General features: G+C 73.4%; 15 protein-coding genes and 1 pseudogene. 11 read left to right on the forward strand and 5 right to left on the reverse strand.

What is annotated here, in order from left to right; all coding sequences use genetic code 11:
- Positions 1-647: hypothetical protein (locus KS423_RS17980; protein WP_224280541.1), on the forward strand; the 647-nt coding region annotated here is incomplete at its 5' end.
- Positions 644-1,864 carry a fumarylacetoacetase gene (gene fahA / locus KS423_RS17985; RefSeq protein WP_224280543.1) on the forward strand — a complete coding sequence of 407 codons (1,221 nt, stop codon included), beginning with the start codon at positions 644-646 and terminating at the stop codon, positions 1,862-1,864. The genes KS423_RS17980 and fahA, both read left to right, overlap by 4 nt.
- 136 nt (positions 1,865-2,000) lie before the next feature.
- Here fahA and KS423_RS17990 read toward each other — a convergent pair whose 3' ends face one another.
- A complete protein-coding gene (locus tag KS423_RS17990; RefSeq protein WP_224280545.1) occupies positions 2,001-2,774 on the reverse strand; it encodes an SDR family oxidoreductase in 774 nt (257 codons plus the stop codon).
- A gap of 99 nt (positions 2,775-2,873) precedes the next feature.
- Here KS423_RS17990 and KS423_RS17995 point away from each other — a divergent pair, with 99 nt between their 5' ends.
- The 5 genes and pseudogenes from KS423_RS17995 (at position 2,874) to KS423_RS18015 (ending at position 6,825) form a co-directional block, all read left to right on the forward strand.
- The gene (locus KS423_RS17995; protein WP_224280547.1) at positions 2,874-3,527 is read left to right on the forward strand and encodes a TetR/AcrR family transcriptional regulator; all 654 of its coding nucleotides are present in this window, start codon (positions 2,874-2,876) and stop codon (positions 3,525-3,527) included.
- Positions 3,528-3,740: 213 nt separating this feature from the next.
- Positions 3,741-4,814: an enoyl-CoA hydratase/isomerase family protein gene (locus KS423_RS18000; RefSeq protein WP_224280549.1), complete on the forward strand. Its 1,074-nt coding sequence runs from the start codon at positions 3,741-3,743 to the stop codon at positions 4,812-4,814.
- A gap of 86 nt (positions 4,815-4,900) precedes the next feature.
- Entirely contained in the window at positions 4,901-5,575 is a 675-nt protein-coding gene (locus tag KS423_RS18005) for a GntR family transcriptional regulator (protein ID WP_224280567.1), read from the forward strand.
- A 131-nt stretch (positions 5,576-5,706) separates the two neighbouring features.
- Positions 5,707-5,913 (forward strand): annotated as a pseudogene (locus KS423_RS18010) (2-oxo acid dehydrogenase); the annotation flags it as partial.
- A gap of 126 nt (positions 5,914-6,039) precedes the next feature.
- Positions 6,040-6,825 carry an enoyl-CoA hydratase gene (locus KS423_RS18015; protein ID WP_224280551.1) on the forward strand — a complete coding sequence of 262 codons (786 nt, stop codon included), beginning with the start codon at positions 6,040-6,042 and terminating at the stop codon, positions 6,823-6,825.
- Between the two features lie 154 nt (positions 6,826-6,979).
- On the opposite strand, the gene KS423_RS18020 is transcribed toward KS423_RS18015, so the two are convergent.
- Entirely contained in the window at positions 6,980-8,806 is a 1,827-nt protein-coding gene (locus tag KS423_RS18020) for an NAD-binding protein (protein WP_224280553.1), read from the reverse strand.
- A 159-nt stretch (positions 8,807-8,965) separates the two neighbouring features.
- On the opposite strand from KS423_RS18020, the gene KS423_RS18025 reads away from it, so the two are divergent.
- Positions 8,966-9,625, forward strand: coding sequence for an HdeD family acid-resistance protein (locus KS423_RS18025; protein WP_224280555.1), 660 nt, complete (start codon positions 8,966-8,968; stop codon positions 9,623-9,625).
- Positions 9,626-9,781: 156 nt separating this feature from the next.
- Here KS423_RS18025 and KS423_RS18030 read toward each other — a convergent pair whose 3' ends face one another.
- Both KS423_RS18030 and KS423_RS18035 read right to left on the reverse strand, forming a co-directional pair.
- Positions 9,782-11,305 carry a CoA transferase gene (locus tag KS423_RS18030; protein ID WP_224280557.1) on the reverse strand — a complete coding sequence of 508 codons (1,524 nt, stop codon included), beginning with the start codon at positions 11,303-11,305 and terminating at the stop codon, positions 9,782-9,784.
- 22 nt (positions 11,306-11,327) lie between these two features.
- Complete coding sequence (locus KS423_RS18035) at positions 11,328-11,957, reverse strand: LysE family translocator (protein WP_224280559.1); 630 nt, start codon at positions 11,955-11,957, stop codon at positions 11,328-11,330.
- A 226-nt stretch (positions 11,958-12,183) separates the two neighbouring features.
- Here KS423_RS18035 and KS423_RS18040 point away from each other — a divergent pair, with 226 nt between their 5' ends.
- Together KS423_RS18040 and KS423_RS18045 are read left to right on the forward strand one after the other, a co-directional pair.
- Positions 12,184-12,642 (forward strand): Lrp/AsnC family transcriptional regulator, encoded by a 459-nt coding sequence (locus KS423_RS18040; protein ID WP_049652743.1) that lies wholly within the window; start codon positions 12,184-12,186, stop codon positions 12,640-12,642.
- Between the two features lie 58 nt (positions 12,643-12,700).
- The gene (locus KS423_RS18045) at positions 12,701-13,408 is read left to right on the forward strand and encodes an N-acyl homoserine lactonase family protein (RefSeq protein WP_224280561.1); all 708 of its coding nucleotides are present in this window, start codon (positions 12,701-12,703) and stop codon (positions 13,406-13,408) included.
- A 190-nt stretch (positions 13,409-13,598) separates the two neighbouring features.
- On the opposite strand, the gene KS423_RS18050 is transcribed toward KS423_RS18045, so the two are convergent.
- The gene (locus tag KS423_RS18050; protein ID WP_374119973.1) at positions 13,599-14,786 is read right to left on the reverse strand and encodes a cytochrome P450; all 1,188 of its coding nucleotides are present in this window, start codon (positions 14,784-14,786) and stop codon (positions 13,599-13,601) included.
- 669 nt (positions 14,787-15,455) lie between these two features.
- On the opposite strand from KS423_RS18050, the gene KS423_RS18055 reads away from it, so the two are divergent.
- Positions 15,456-16,297 (forward strand): hypothetical protein (locus KS423_RS18055; RefSeq protein WP_224280565.1); only part of this gene is annotated, 842 nt, incomplete at its 3' end.

Genomic DNA, 16,297 nt, shown 5'->3' on the forward strand with positions numbered 1-16,297 from the left:
TCAAGGTCGGGCTGGTGCTGCCGGGGGGCAGCACCGAGCTCGCCCCGGCGCTCGCCGCCGCCGCGCCGTTCGAGCTGGCCGGCGTCGAACTGGCCACCCGGGACGTCGCCGAGGCGGTGGCCGCGCTGGACCGGCTGCTGCCGCCGAACGTCCCGGCCGCCGTCGAACTGCCGCGCGAACTCCTGCGCGGGGACGGACTGGATGCCGTCCTGGACGCGCTGGTGGACAGCCCGTACCGGGCGAAGTTCCGCACCGGCGGGCTGGTCGCCGAGGCGTTCCCGGACGAGGACGAGCTGGCCGCCTTCCTGACCGGCTGCGCGCGGCGCGGACTGCCGTACAAGTGCACGGCCGGGTTGCACAACGCCGTCCGGCACACCGACCCGGAGACCGGCTTCGAGCACCACGGCTTCCTGAACGTGCTGCTGGCCGCGCAGGAGACCGACCGGGCCGCGGCCGCGGCGGTGCTGGCGGAGCGCGACGGCGAGGTACTGGCCAAGGCGGTACGTGCACTGACGGACCGCCAGGTTACGGTGATCCGCAACTCGTTCACCGCGTTCGGCACCTGTAGCATCGCCGAACCCCTGGGCGACCTGGCCGCGCTCGGCCTGCTGTCGTCGCCCAGTCCACTGCACCAGGAGGACCGTTGACCACCCCCCGCAGCTGGCTCACCAGCGCCCAGGATTCGCCGTTCGGCGTGCACAACCTGCCGTACGGCGTCTTCACCGCCGCCGACCAGCCCGGCCGGCGCCGGATCGGCGTGCGCGTCGGGGACTTCGTGCTGGACGCCGGGGCGGCCGCCCGCGCGGCCGGCGCTCCCTCGGTGCTGCTGGACGCGGACTCGCTCAACCCGCTGATGGCTGCGGGGCGTCCGGCCTGGACCCGGGTGCGGGCCGACCTCACCACCTGGCTCACCGACGAGTCCTTCCGCGAGGTGCTGTCGCCGGCGCTGCTGCCGACCGGCGAGGTCGAGCTGCACCTGCCGTTCGAGGTCGCCGACTACGTCGACTTCTACGCCTCGGAGCACCACGCCACCAACCTGGGCCGGATCTTCCGCCCGGGCTCGGAGCCGCTCACCCCCAACTGGAAGCATCTGCCGATCGGTTACCACGGGCGGGCGGGCACGGTCGTGGTCTCCGGCACCCCCGTGGTGCGGCCGCACGGGCAGCGCAAGGCACCCACCGACGCCGCGCCGACCTTCGGCCCGTCGCGCCGGCTGGACATCGAGGCCGAGGTCGGCTTCGTCGTCGGCACGCCGTCGGCGCTGGGCCGGCCGGTCCCGCTGGACGACTTCCGCGAGCACGTCTTCGGCGTCTGCCTGCTCAACGACTGGTCGGCGCGAGACATCCAGGCCTGGGAGTACGTACCGCTCGGCCCGTTCCTCGGCAAGTCCTTCGCGACCTCGGTCTCGCCGTGGATCGTCCCGCTGGAGGCGCTGGAGCACGCCCGGGTCACGCCGCCGGCGCGCGACGTCGAGCCGCTGGCGTACCTGGACGACCGGGGCGGCGAGCCGTGGGGCCTGGACCTGGCGATGGAGGTCCGGCTGAACGGGCACCCGGTCTCCCGGCCGCCGTTCGCCACCATGTACTGGACGGCGCAGCAGCAGCTGACCCACATGACCGTCAACGGCGCTTCGCTGCGCACCGGCGACCTGTTCGCCTCGGGGACGGTCAGCGGGCCGGAGCGGGACACCAGGGGTGCGCTGATCGAGCTGACCTGGAACGGCGAGGAGCCGTTGAAGCTCCCGGACGGGACGACCCGGACCTTCCTGGAGGACGGCGACGAGGTGACCATCACCGCCACCGCACCCGGGCCGGACGGCACCGTGGTCGGGTTCGGCGAGGTCTCGGGGCGCGTGCGGGGCTGAGGGATCGCTCGTAGCGGACAGCCCGCGGACAGCGAACGGCGAACAGATAACAGCAAACGGATGACAGCTGACAGATTTCATCTTCTGTCAGCTGTCATCCGTTGGGCCCGTCGCTGTCCTCAGCCCCGCCCCGCGCCTACAGCCCCGACCCACCCGTGGCGTCGACCACCCGCCCGGTCACCCAGCGCGCGTCGTCGGAGGCGAGGAACGCGACGACGTCCGCGATGTCCTCCGGTTGCCCGACCCGACCGAGTGCGGCGGCCGAGGCCGCGTACGCCTCCGCCTCCGCGTTGCCGCGCAGCCAGCCCGCGTTGACGTCGGTGTCCACGAAGCCGGGCGCGACGGAGTTCACGGTGATCCCGCGCGGGCCGAGCTGCTTGGCAAGGTTGAGGGTGAAGGTGTCCAGCGCCCCCTTGGTCGCGCCGTAGGCGATGATCTCAGGCATCGCCAGCCGGGCGACGCCGCTGGAGATGTTGATGATCCGGCCGCCGTCCCGCAGCCGCCCCAGGCCGTGCTGCACCACGAAGAACGGCGCCCGGACATTGACCGCGAACACCCTGTCGAACTCCTCCTCGGTCAGCGTTTCGAGGTCCGAACTGCGCCCGATCCCGGCGTTGTTCACGATGATGTCCACCCCGCCGTCCGGCGCGTGCGCCCCGATCTCCGCGTCGAAGGCCGCCCACAGCGAGGCCGCGTCGCCGTGCCGACCGAGCTCGGCGCGCAGTGCGAACGCCCGCCCGCCGTCGGCGCGGATGCCCGCCACCACCTCCTCCGCCGCCGCCTCCTCCCTGGCGTAGCCGACGGCGACGGTGGCACCGTCCCGCCCGAGCCTCCGGGCGATGGCCCGACCGATCCCCCTGCTGCCGCCCGTGACCAGCGCCGTCTTGCCCTGAAGTCCGTACGCACCCATGACCGAGCCCCTCCTGCAACGTCGGAAACAATTATTGAGTGGTCGCTCAAGAAAGAAGCTAGCACACACTTCTTGAGCGAGTGCTCTAAAATTCAGCGCATGGCAGAGGCGTACGCAGCACCAGAGGCACCCGACGGCAAGGCAGCCGACGCCCCGCGCCGCCCCCGGCGCGGCCGCCCGCCGGCCTTCGACCGCGCCGAGGCGCTGGCCGCGGCCACCCGGCTGTTCTGGCGGCTCGGCTACGAGGCCACCTCCGTCACCGAACTCACCACAGCCATGGGCATCCGCCCCGGCAGCCTGTACGCGGCCTTCGGCGACAAGCAGTCGCTGTTCGAAGAGGTGGTCCGCCAGTACCGCCGCTCCCCGGCCGGTGCGTTCGTGGCCGCCGCCCTGAAAGAGGCGCCCACCGCGTACGACGCCTTCGCCCGCATCCTGCGCGAGGCCGCGGCCATCTACCCGGACCCGTCCCATCCGGCCGGCTGCCTGGTCATCTCCGCCGCCACCAACGTCACCCCGCAGGACGCCGGAATCCAGGAGCATCTGCGCGAGCTGCGCAACGGGAACCTGCGGACCTTCGAGGCCCGGCTGCGCCAGGCCCGGCAGGACGGCGAACTGCCGCCCGAGGCCGATCCGCAGGCGCTGGCCGGCTACTTCGGCACGGTCCTCCAGGGCATGTCGCAGCAGGCCCGGGACGGCGCCACCGCCGCCGATCTGGCCCGCACCGCCGAACTCGCCCTGCGCGCCTGGCCCTGAACCGCGGCCGCACGCTCCCGCACTCCGGCCCGGTGATCAGAACTGCCCGCCGCCCCCGGTACGGTGGACGCCAGGGGTTCCGGCAGGAACCGGCGAGAACCGACAGCAGCCGCCGGCAACCGGCAGCAACGAACACCGGACGACGAGGGGCGCCACCAGGCCCCGGCGGACTCCGCACGACGTCGACATCACCGAGGGACGGGAGCGGGCCCGATGAGCGCAGAGGTGGCGGAGGTCCAGGCGTTCCTGGACGGCGGCGTCGGACGGCTCGTGCTGAACCGTCCGCGGGCGCTCAACTCGCTGACCCACGGCATGGTCACCGCCCTGCGCACCACCCTGGACGACTGGGCCGCCGACGACCGGATACGCGCCGTCGTGCTGACCGGCGCGGGCGAGCGCGGCCTGTGCGCGGGCGGCGACATCCGCGCGATGCACGACGACGCCAAGGCGGGCGGGGCCGGCACCCGGGCGTTCTTCCGCGACGAGTACCGGCTGAACGCGCTGATCGCCCGCTACCCGAAGCCCTACGTCGCGGTGCTGGACGGCATCACCATGGGCGGCGGCGTCGGCGTGTCCGCCCACGGCGCGGTGCGGATCGTCACCGAGCGCTCCACCATCGCGATGCCCGAGACCCGGATCGGCATCGCCCCGGACGTCGGCGGCAGCCGGCTGCTCGCCCACGCCCCGGGCGAGCTGGGCGCCCACCTCGCGCTCACCGCGGCCTCGATGGGCCCGGGCGACGCCCTGCTGTGCGGTTTCGCGGACCACTTCGTGCCCTCCCCACGCATCCCGGACCTGCTCGACGCCTTGGGCCGGAGGACCGCTGCGGCGACCGGGAGCACCACCGCCGAGGTCGCCGCCCTCGTCGCCGCGCACGCCGAGCCCGCGCCACCCGCCACACTGGCCGCCCAACGCGGCTGGATCGACGCCTGCTACGCGGCCGACACGGTCGAGGAGATCGTCGAGCAGTTGCTGAACTCCGGTGTCCCGGAGGCGAAGGAGGCTGCCGAAGCCGTCCTCGCGAACTCACCGACCGCCGTCAAGACCACCCTGGCCGCGCTGCGCCGCGCCCGTACGCTCCCCTCGCTGGAGGCCGTGCTCGACCAGGAGTACCGGATCTCCTGCGCCGCGCTGGAGGGCCATGACATGGTCGAGGGCATCCGCGCGCAGGTGATCGACAAGGACCGCAACCCCCGCTGGAAGCCCGGCACGCTCGCCGAGGTGACGGCGGCGGATGTCGCCCGTTTCCTCGCCCCGCGCGAGGGTGACGAACTGGGCCTGGCGTGACCCCCGCCCCTCCCCCGCCGGCACACCTGGAGCCCGCCGTGAACCACTCGTTCCCGCCGCCGACCCCGGCCGGCGACACCGACCCGCTGTCTCGGGTACCGCTGGGCGAGCAGGTGCGCGGGCTGCTGCTGGAGGGCCTGCTGAACGGCCGCTGGCAGCCCGGGGACCGGATCGTCGAGCGGCGCCTGGCCGCCGAGTTGAACGTCAGCCAGGCGCCGGTCCGCGAGGCACTGCGCACGCTCCAGACGCTCGGAGTGCTCGATGCCGAGCCCAACCGGGGTGTGCGGGTGCGCGAGATCGGCCCGGCCGAGCTGCGCGAGGTCTACCAGGTGCGGGCCGCGCTGGAGCGGCTGGCCGCCGACTCCGCGGTGGTCCGACTGGCCGGGGACACCACCGCGCTGGAGCGGCACGCCGAGCGGATGGCGGCGGCCGCGGCGGCGGGCGACGCACTCGGCCAGGCCCGGCACGGGGTGGCCTTCCACCGCGAGGTCGTGGCCGCCTCCGGCAACGGGACACTGCTGCGGACCTGGGAGGGCCTCGGGGTCGAGGTGTGGACGGTGCTGTCGCTGCACCGGGTCCGGCCGGAGCTGCACGAGAACGCCGCCGACCACCGGCCGCTGATCGAAGCCTTCCGGCGACAGGACCCGGAGGTCGGACGGTTGCTGGCCGAGCACGTTCTGGAGTACGCCCGGCACGAAGACCGGCACGAGGGAGACCGGCACGAGGGAGACCCGCGCGAGGACGGTCGGCACTCCGGCTGAACCACCCGCGCTGCCGCCCCTCCCCCGCCCCCTTAAGTTCGCATAGAGATGATCGATCATCGCTCAAGCTACCCGCCAGTACCGATTGACGCACCGCCAGGCCACTGCCTACGGTCCATGGAGTTCCATGGATCCACCAGGGCCGGTTCAACCGGTACCTGACCGCACGCGGGATCAAGGACACCTCCGGCTCGCACGTGTGGGCGTTCCTCGGCGACGGCGAGATGGACGAGCCCGAGGCCACCGCCGCGCTCCCGCCAGCCGCCCGGGAGCAGCTGGACAACCTCACCTTCGTCGTCAACTGCAACCTGCAGCGCCTGACCGGCTCGGCTTCCGCCCCCACCGCGGCCTGGTGACCGGCGTCTCGCATACCAAGACTGGCGCGAGGCGGGGCGCGTCGTAGATCGTTGGGTGGTCAGGGCGCGCCCACGGGCGCCGAGCAGCGGAAATGGGAGTCGACGGCGATGACCGAGACCGAGACCTACGAGACGATCCTGGTCGAGCGCAAGGGCCGGGTGGGGCTGATCACGCTCAACCGGCCCAAGGCGCTCAACGCGCTGAACACCCAGCTGATGAACGAGGTGGTCGCCGCGGCGACCGCCTTCGACCGGGACCCGGAGATCGGCTGTCTGGTCATCACCGGCTCGGAGAAGGCCTTCGCGGCCGGCGCCGACATCAAGGAGATGCAGGGCAACCGGTTCCCGGACGTCTACCTGGACGACTGGCTGGGCCCGTGGGACCGGCTCGGCGCCCTGCGCAAGCCGGTGATCGCAGCGGTGGCCGGGTTCGCGCTGGGCGGCGGCTGCGAGCTGGCGATGCTGTGCGACATCCTGCTGGCGGCGGACACCGCGAAGTTCGGGCAGCCGGAGATCAAGCTCGGCGTCATCCCCGGCATCGGTGGCTCGCAGCGGCTGACCCGCGCGGTCGGCAAGGCGAAGGCCATGGAGCTGTGCCTGACCGGCCGGATGATGGGCGCCGAGGAGGCCGAGCGGGCCGGCCTGGTCTCCCGCATCGTCCCCGCCGACCAGCTGCTGGCCGAGGCGCTGGCCACCGCCGAGACGGTCGCGGCGATGTCCGCTCCGGCCGCGATCATGATGAAGGAGAGCGTCAACCGGGCCTTCGAGACCACCCTGGCCGAGGGCGTCCGCTTCGAGCGCCGGCTCTTCCACGCGGCCTTCGCCACGGCGGACCAGAAGGAGGGCATGGCCGCCTTCGCCGAGAAGCGCCCGCCGGAGTTCCGGAACCGCTGACGACGGAGGACGCCGACAGGTGACAGCTGACAGATTTCAGATGTTGAAATCTGTCAGCTGAACTCTGTCGGCCGTCGGCTGTTCGCCGGCCGCTGCGCACCGTCGGCCGTCGGCCGTCAGCCGTCACCCGCCGCGCGTCAGCCCTCCGCCGCGCTCAGCCCTGTCCCTCCTCCACCGCCACCGTATTCAGCCGGGCGAGCCCGCTTCGGGTGGCGGCGACCACGATCTGGTCGCCCGGGGCGAGCCGCCGGGTGCGGTCGGGGAAGTTCCACTGCAACTGCCCGCCGTGGGCGAAGCGCACGGCGATCACCCGGACGCCGCCCGGGTCCTCCAGGTCGTGCCGGTTCAGCCCGATCAACCCGCTGCCGTCCTCCACCGTCAGCTCGGCGATCAGCAGCACGTGCCGCAGCACCGACAGCATGCCGCGCACCTCGCGCCCCATCAGCGCCGCCGCGAAGGCGGGCGCGGCCAGGTAGGACACCGACCGGGAGGCCGCGTTGTCCAGGGTCTTGTAGAAGTGGCTCGCGAAGTCGTCCTCGAACAGCCGCACCACCACCCGGACCTCGGGATTGCCGTGGCGCGCCTCCAGGGCCGCCTCCAGGTTGGTGGCGTCGTCCCCGCTGACCGCGACCAGCGCCCGACTGTGCTTCAGCCGGGCCCGGCGCAGCTGCTGCTCGAACGGGCCGTCGCCCATCACCACCGGTATCCCCAGCGCCCGCACGGCGGCGATGCCGCGTGCCTGCGGGTCCCGCTCCATGCAGACCACGGGCACGCCCATGTCGTGCAGTTGGGTCGCGACCCGGGTGCCGACGTTGCCGAGACCGACGACGATGACGTGGTCCCGGGTGCCCGCCCCGGGGTTGCGCGGCTGCCCGCGCCGCCCGGAGCCCAGCACCTCGACCGCGATGGCGGTGGCGACCGGTGCGAAGGTGATCCCGCAGATGGTGATCACCACCTGCGCGACCCGCTGCCAGAACCCGCCGGTGCCCGTCCCGGCGGAGATGTCGGAGAGCTGGTCCGGCTGGGCGGCGCCGGCCAGGTCGAGCAGCGCGATGTAGACGGTCCAGCCGAAGTTCCGGTTGAGATACCAGAGCACCCCGAAGGCCAGCAGCACCGCCGCGAGGGCGGTGAGCAGCACCAGTCGCATCCGGGCGCTGGTGAAGAAGCGCATGGTGTCGAGCAGTCGCCAGCGCAGCCGTCGCATCCAGTCGGTCGGTTCCCGGGGCTCGATCCGCAGCACCTGGAGCGCCGCCCGGCCGCCCGGTTCCTCCTCCGGAGCGGGGTGGTCCGACGACGCCGGTTCACGCCGTACACCACCGGGCCGGATCGGCCCGCGGTCGCCGAACTCGCTGGCGAGCCGGACGAATTCGGCCGAGTCACCCTGCTGCTCGGGCAGCAGCCGGATCCTGCCGAGGTCCTGCCGGTCGATGTGGTCGGCGACCACGCAGATCCGGTCGGAGGTGATCTCGTCGTCGAACGCGATGTGCAGGTAACGCCCTTCGATCTCCACCGAGTTGGGCCGCCCGAGCGCCGCGGAGGCGAAGGCCGGAGCGGCGGTGGCGGAGCCGGAGAGCGCGGCACCGTTCTTGAGCAGCCTTTCGATGTTCTCGCCGAGCCGCTGGTTGAACATCCGGAACACGATGCGGATGTCCGGGTTGTGGTTCTGGGCGCTGAGTGCGGCGTGGATGTTCTCCTGATCGCTCCCCTCGACCAGGGCGAGACCGCGCGCGGTGCCGATGGACACCGCGCGCAGCGCCTCCTCGGTGACGCTGGCGTACTCCACGACCGCTGCGACTCCGGAGAGTTGCTCGATCTGCGGCGCGTGGTCGCGGGTCCGGTCGGCGACCAGGACGACGACCGGGACCTCGTAGTGCTCGACGAGTTCCAGGACCAGTCGGTGCGCCAGCGCGTTGCCCCCGCAGACGATGTAGTGCTGGCTGATCGGCTCGACCGGAGGGGTCCCCCACCCTTCAGAAGTCATACCGACGGATGATATCGACGGCAAGTGTCCGGAGGGTGACGTTCCGGCAACCGCGGCGGATCCCCCGAACGGCCGAATCCGGCGCGCGGCCCGGCGGCGGCGCGCAGAGGCTGGGCTTCGTTCCCTGCCCGTCAGCCGGCCGACCCGACCCCACCCGTCGTGCGTCACACGACCAGCACGTCAGCCGTCGCCCGGCGCCAGCTCAAGGAGTACGCCACCGTGGCCCCTCCGATCATCACCCCCGACGGTACCCCGGTCCAGGGCCCGCTCGGACTGCTCGCCAAAGCCGCCTGGCAGGTCCTGCTGGCCGCCGGTCTCGTCTCGCTCGCCCTCGGGATCGTGGTCTTCGTCTGGCCCCGGGAGACGCTCCTGGTGGTGGGCGTGCTGTTCGGCCTCTACCTGCTGGTGATCGGCATCGTGCAGCTGGTCGCCGCGTTCGGCACCCACTCCACCACCGCGCTACGGGTGCTGGCCTTCATCAGCGGCGCGATCTGCGTGCTGCTGGGGCTGCTCTGTTTCCGCAGTGCGGCGCAGTCGCTGCTGCTGCTCGCGCTCTGGATCGGGATCGGCTGGCTGTTCCGCGGCATCACCCAGCTCGCCGCCGTGATCTCCGACCCGCTGATGCCCGCCCGGGGCTGGCAGGCCTTCGCGGGCGTGGCCAACACCCTGGCCGGTGTGCTGCTGATGGTGTGGCCGGCCAAGTCGATCACCGCGCTGACCGTGCTGGCCGGGTGCTGGCTGGTGATCCTGGGCCTGATCGAGATCGTGACGGCGTTCCAGGTCCGTAGCCGGGCCAAGCAGATCCCGTCGGGGGTCTGACCGCACGTCCCGCAGGCCGTCACCTCCTGGACCTGGGCGAGGCAGCAGGCCTCGCCCAGGTCGGGGCAGCGCTCCTCGAACCAGGTGTGGTCGGCGGCGTGCGCGGTCATGACGGCGACGCTGCCGGGCGCCTCGGGCAGCGCTCGCCCGAGGCCGTCAGAGCCAGACCGGTTCGTCCGTTCCCCAGCGTCCCGGCGGGCGCGACCAGTCGGCGGGCGCCCCCTCGTACCCGATCGGCGGCAGGGCGTGGCGCAGCCGGCCGTACGCGGAGTCGGTCTCGGCCAGCCACCGGGAAGGGTCGTACGGCTCGGACGAGGCTCCCCGGGGCATCTCCTGCTCGATGCCGTGCAGCAGCCAGGAGGCCGTGCCGGCGAGGGAGAATCGCAGGTGGCGGCCACCGGGGCGGCGGGTGCGCTGGTCGGTGAGGGAGCGCAGGACGGCGGCCGCGATGAGGTAGCCGGTGCCGTGGTCGAGGGCCTGGGCGGGCAGCACGCCGGGGCGGCCGTCGGGGGCGGTCTCGTGGGCGGCGATGCCGACGCCCGCCTGGACCAGGCTGTCGAAGCCTCGCCGGTCGGCCCAGGGGCCGGTCCAGCCCCAGGCGCAGAGCTGGACGAGGATCAGGTCCGGGCGGCGGGCGAACAGCACGTCGGGGCCGAGGCCGTGGGCGTCGAGGGCGCCGGGCCGGTAGCCGGTGACGAGGACGTCGGCGGTGGCGAGCAGGTCCTCGAAGACGGCGCGGTCGGCCGGCTCGGCGAGGTCGAGGCGAGTGGAGCGCTTGCCGAAGCCGGTGTCGGCGTGGGCGTCCTCGGCCTCGGGCAGTCGGGGCGAGTCGACGCGCAGGACGTCGGCGCCGAGCAGGGCGAGGGTGCGGGTGGCGACCGGTCCGGCGATCACCCGCGTGAGGTCCAGGACCCGGACCCCGGCGGCGGGCCGGTCCACCGGAGCCTCACCGAGCGGCCGGACCGGCGCGGCTCCGGCAGCGGCACCGATGTCCCGGTGCTCCACAAGGGGGTGCACAGCGGGGCCAACCGGCGCGACGGCTACCGCGAGCGCCCCCGCCTCGTACGCGCGCTCCTGGATCCGCTCGGCCGGCAGCTTGCCGAGCGTGTCGGCGAGCTGCTCGGGCCCGGCGTCTGCGGCGAGGCCGAGGGCGGAGAGCAGCCGGGTGCGGTGGTGCGGGTAGTTGGCGTGGGTGCGCACCCAGCCGTCGGCGGTGCGCCAGAAGCCGGAGTGCGGGGCGAAGCTGACCGGCGTGCGGCCGTCGATCGTCAGGTGCCGCTCGCTGACGAAGGCGGTGCCGACCGCGCCCTGGTCCACCCGGACGGCGGGGACGGGCGCGCCGCTGCGGTGGGCGGCGAGCTCGGCCGCGGCCAGCGAGCAGACGGCCACGGTGGCCCGGGCGAGCCGGCGCACCGGGAGGCCGGAGGGCAGGACGTCGTCCGGGCCGTGGAAGGCCACCCGGTCCAGCAGTTCGGCCGATCCGCCCAGGGCTGCCCAGGCGTCAGCGGTGGGACCGTCGGTGGTGGGGCGGTCGGCGCGTTCGCCGCCCGATCGGCCGCCGTGTCCGGCGGCTTCGGCGGTTCCGATGGTTCCGATGGTTCCGGCAATTCTGCCGGTTCCGGCGGTTCCGATGCTTCTTGCCGCTCCGGTGGTTCCTTCTGGCAACGGACGATCAGTCATGCCCGGCATTGTGCTCCCGTTCTCAGGCGCTCGCTGTGACGCCCGCCACCAGCATCAGCAGCACCGCCGAGACCACGGTCATCCGGCGGGCCGCCTGCGGGGTGCCGCCGAACCGGCCGCCGAGCCGCCCGCTGGCGTGCGCGACCAGCCCGTACACCACCGCGCAGGCCAGTACGTTGAGCGAGCCGAGCGCGAGCACCTGGCCGCCGACCGGCAACGCGGCGTCCGGGTCGACGAACTGCGGCACCAGGGAGAGGTAGAGCAGCAACCCCTTCGGGTTGAGCAACGCGGTCAGCATGCTCTGGCGCAGCACGGTCGCGGTGGGCTGCGGCTTGGGCGCGGTCAGGGCGGCGGCGCCTCCGCCCTTGCGCAGCGCCAGCAACATCATGACGGCCAGTACCAGCAGGTACGCGGCGCCGGTGAGGCGCAACACGGGCAGGGCAGCCGGGACGGCGCGCAGCGCGGCGGCCAGTCCGGCGCTGGAGAGCAGGGTGTGGACGGCGTACCCGGCGCAGACCCCGCCGACCGCGGTCAGCGCGGCACGGCGTCCCTGGCCAAGGCCTCGGGCGGCGATGTAGAGCCAGTCGGGGCCCGGGGTGCAGACCAGCAGCAGGTCGACTCCGAGGAAGAGGAGGAGGGCGTGGGTGTCCATGGGCGTGGGCGTGGCCTGTCGTGCTCGTCGTGGTGTGGGCCCGGCGGGTCGGCCGGGGCTGTCCCGGCGCTTGGCCGAGGGCTGTCCCGGTGGTCGGCCGGCATGCCCCGGCGGTCGGCCGGGATGTCCCGGTGGCCGGTGCGGTCACTGAAGGTAGCCGGACGGGGCTGGCACGCGATGGCCACTTTGCGCTGGTCGGAGCCGCGTTTTGGCAGAATATTGCGCCATGGACCGAATCGACCGCAGGATCCTCCGCGAGCTCCAGCAGGACGGGCGCCTGACCAACGCCGAGCTGGCCTCCCGGGTGGACCTCACCCCCTCCCCCTGCCTGCGCCGAGTACGCCAACTGGAGCAGGACGGCGTGATCCGCGGCTACCGGGCGGTGCTGGACGGTGCAGCGGTCGGCCGCGGCTTCCAGCCCTTCGTGACGATCACCATGCGTCACGAGGACCAGGTGACGGTCGCCGAGTTCGAGCGCCGGGTCGCCGAGCTGCCGGAGGTGGTGGAGGCGCACCGGCTGTTCGGCGAGCCCGACTACCTGCTGCGGATCGCGGTGGCCGACATCGCCGCGTACGAGCGCTTCATCACCGACGTGCTCTCCGGCCTGCCGGGCATCGCGCAGGTCAACTCGCACCTGACGATGAAGCAGGTGAAGGCCGATCGGGGGCTGCCGGTCGGCGGGTAGGGTGCGAACCGGGGGCCTGCGCGGCCGCCCGTACGGGGACAGAGCGACGCACTGCGACATGGGGGCTGAATTGCGCGTGATCCGCCGTCTCGACCTGGGGTACTTCGTCCGGCCGGCCGCCGAGGCGGGCGGCCCGGAGCCGCGCGTGGAGCCGGTGCTCGCGTACCTGGTCCGGCGTCCGGAGGGGTTGCTGCTGTTCGACACCGGGATCGGCGGCGGCGAGCCGGAGACCGAGGCGCACTACCGCCCGGTCCGCCGCCCACTGCCGGAGGCGCTCGCCGCGGCCGGGGTCGCCGTCGCCGACATCGACCTGGTAGTCAACTGCCACCTGCACTTCGACCACTGCGGAGGCAACCCGCTGTTCGCCGGCACACCCGTTCTGGGCCAGGCGGACGAGCTGGCCACCGCCCGGCGCGGCGGGTACACCATCGACGCGCTGGTCGACTACCCCGGCGCCGAATACCGCGAGCTCGACGGCGAGACCGAGATCTGGCCGGGCGTAAGGGTGCTGCCCACCCCCGGCCACACTGCGGGCCACCAGTCGCTGCTGGTCGACCGCCCGGGCAGCGGGCCGGTCCTGCTCGCCGGGCAGGCGTACGACTTCGCCTCCGAGTACGGACAGGCGGTCCTCGCCCGGCAGGCGGCGCGCGAGGGCGTGCCCGCGCCGCTGCCCGGCTACCGGTCCTGGCTCGACCGGGTGGCGGAGCACGGGCCGCACCGGGTGCTGTTCGCGCACGACCACGCGGTCTGGGAGCAGACCGATTAGCTGCGGGAGCTCCGGGCGGACGGCCACAGGAGCACCGGCAGAGAGGCTGTGGGAGCCGGTCGGGCACCCGTGCCGGAGGTCGCAGCGCCCGGGCACGGCGACCTCCGGCACGGGTGGGAGGCTCAGAAGGGTTCGGAAGGTCGGCAGGACGGTCGGAAGGACGGTCGGAGGTCGGAAGGTTCGGAAGGCTTCAGAAGGTGAAGCGCAGCGAGCGGACCCGGTGGTCGAAGCTGGACGGGACGAGCTGCGGCTCGCCGACCGACCGTGCCTCGGGCAGTCGGGTGAACAGCTCGCGGAACAGCGCCGTCATCTCCTGCCGGGCCAGGTGCGCGCCGAGGCAGTAGTGCGGACCGCCGCCGCCGAAGCCGAGGTGGGGGTTGGGCGTGCGGGTGATGTCGAAGGTGTCCGGGTCGGGGAAGACCTCCTCGTCGCGGTTGGCCGAGCCGTAGAACAGCGCGACCTTCTCGCCCGCGCGCAGCAGCGGACCGCCGGGGCCGCCCAGCTCGTGGTCCACGGCGAGGGTCCGGTTGAACTGGATGATCGGCGTGGCGTGGCGGACCATCTCGTCCACCGCGCCGCCGAGCCGCCCGTCGAGATCGGCGAGCAGCAGGGCGCGCTGCTCGGGGTGGACGGTCAGCAGGTGCAGGCCGTGGGCCAGCGCGTTGCGGGTGGTCTCGACCCCGGCGACCAGCAGCAGACTGAAGAAGGCTCCCAGCTCTCGCCCGGTGAGCCGACGGCCGTCCACGTCTGCGGTGACCAGCGCGGAGATCAGGTCCTCCTCCGGCCGGCATCGTCGCCGGCGGCCGACCCCGGCGACGATGCCCTGCATCCGGGCGAGCGCCCGCAGCCCGCGCCCGGGCGCCCGGAACCGGCGGCGCAGCGGGCGGGCCACCCCGATGTCCTCCGAGCTGCGGTTGACCAGGTCGAGGACTTCACGGCGCGACCTCTCCGGGATGCCCATCATGGTGCAGATCACCTGGAACGGAAGCTCGGCGGCGACTGCGGTCACGAAGTCCTCCGACCGCTCCTTCTCGATCCGGTCGACCAGGTCGGTGCTGATCCGCCGGACGTCCTCCTCGACCCGGTCGAGCAGCCGCGGGGTGAACGCCCGCGAGACGATCCGGCGCAGCTGGGCGTGGCGGGGGTCGTCCAGGTTGACCATCGAGTCGCCGAACATCAGCCGGACCCAGCGGGCCGGGGCCGGGGTCGTCACGCCGGGGCCGCTGAGGAAGACGGCGGGGGTGCGGCTGGCCTCGACCACGTCGGCGTGGCGGACCAGGGCGTGGAAACCCCGGCCGGTGGCGCGGTCACCGAAGAACACCGGGCCGGGACGGCGGCGCAGCTCGGCGAAGGCGGCGGCGCGGACGGGGGCGGGCAGCTGCCAGAAGCGGGGGTCGGCGAGGTCGACGGACTCGGGCGGGGCGGGGGCTTCGGCGGGGTCTGCGGACGCGGGCGGGCCGGAGGGATCGGTCGAGTCGGCGGGCTCAGCAGCGTCGGCGCGGTCGGTGGACTCGGGCGAGTCGACCTGCTCGGCGGCTTCGGGCTCCGCAGGTTCGGGCTGTTCCGCAAGGTCGATCCGGCCCGCGGCTTCGGGCTGCTCGGCAGGTTCCGCCTGCTCCGCAGGTTCGGTCGCCCCTGCGGGTTCGGTCGCCTCCGCGGGTTCCTCGGCCTGGGCCGGGGCCGTCGCCTCTGCCGAGGCCGTCGCCTGCCGTGGGACGGTCGGCTCGCCGGGGGCAGTGGACTCGGCACTGTCGGCAATGGGCGCCGAGGCACCCGTCGGGGTCTTCAAGGCCGAACCTCCCTGCTTCTGGACGGCATCGCTCAGACACGCACCGTACTGAATTGTGCACATTAAGTGAGCATGGACGTCCGCTGTCAAACCGCCCTGATGGTCATACGAGCGGCTGTTCGGTTCGGCGCGCCGGGCAGGTGCGCCGACCGGAGGTGATCCGGTGGGCTGCGGGGCGGGCGGCCGGGCATGGTCTCATGACACAGAACCGGCCATGACCGGAGGGTGCGGTACGGGCCGGGCGGAGCGGGTGCGACGATGAGTGCCATCGTGATGACCGACCGGATCCGCCTGCTGCGCGCCGTGGTCTTCGCCGCGCTGTGCGTGGCACTGGCCGCCACCGCGCACGTCGCCATGGCCGGGCCCGGGGTCACGCCGACGGTGCTGGCCGGCGCGTTCGGGGCGGTCCTCGGGCTGACCTGGCTGCTCGCCGGAAAGCAGCGCGGGCTCGCCGTTACCAGTCTCTGGATGGTCGTGGCGCAGACCGCGCTGCACCAGCTGTTCGAACAGGCCGGGGCGCTCTCCCGAGGGGGTGGCGGCCTCGGCCGACTCGCCACCACGGACTGGGCCGCCCTCCTGCTCTGCAACCCCGACCGGGCGCCCGGCGGGCTCTCCCCGGTCGAACTGGCGCGAATGGCGGGTATCGACCCGGACGTCCCACCGGCCGCGGGCAGCCTGCGGCCGGCGGCGGGGACGCACCACGGGGCCGCGGGCACGACGGCCGTGGACCCCGGCCTGCCCGGGATGGCCGGAATGACGGGGATGCCCGCCGGGCAGCACGCGATGCCCGACGGAACGTTCCACGGCAGCGGGTCGTACGACTCGGCGCAGGACCTGGCGAGCGGACCGGCGCACGACATGGCGCACGGGATGTCCCACGGCATGTCGCCGGGGATGGCCGCCGCCCACGTGCTCGCCGCGCTGGCGTGTGCGCTCCTGCTCTGGCGCGGTGACGCGGCGTTGGTCCGGCTCTTCGAGCTGCTCGGCGCGCTCGGCTCGGTGGTCGCGGGGGCTCTGCTGGTCCCGCTGCTGGCGCTGTTCGCGCGTCCCTTCGGCCATCGGGCCCCGGCGCCGCCCCGCCCGGCCGCCGACCGGGCCCG

This window comes from Streptomyces sp. LS1784 (assembly GCF_020103755.1).
GTDB lineage: Bacteria > Actinomycetota > Actinomycetes > Streptomycetales > Streptomycetaceae > Kitasatospora.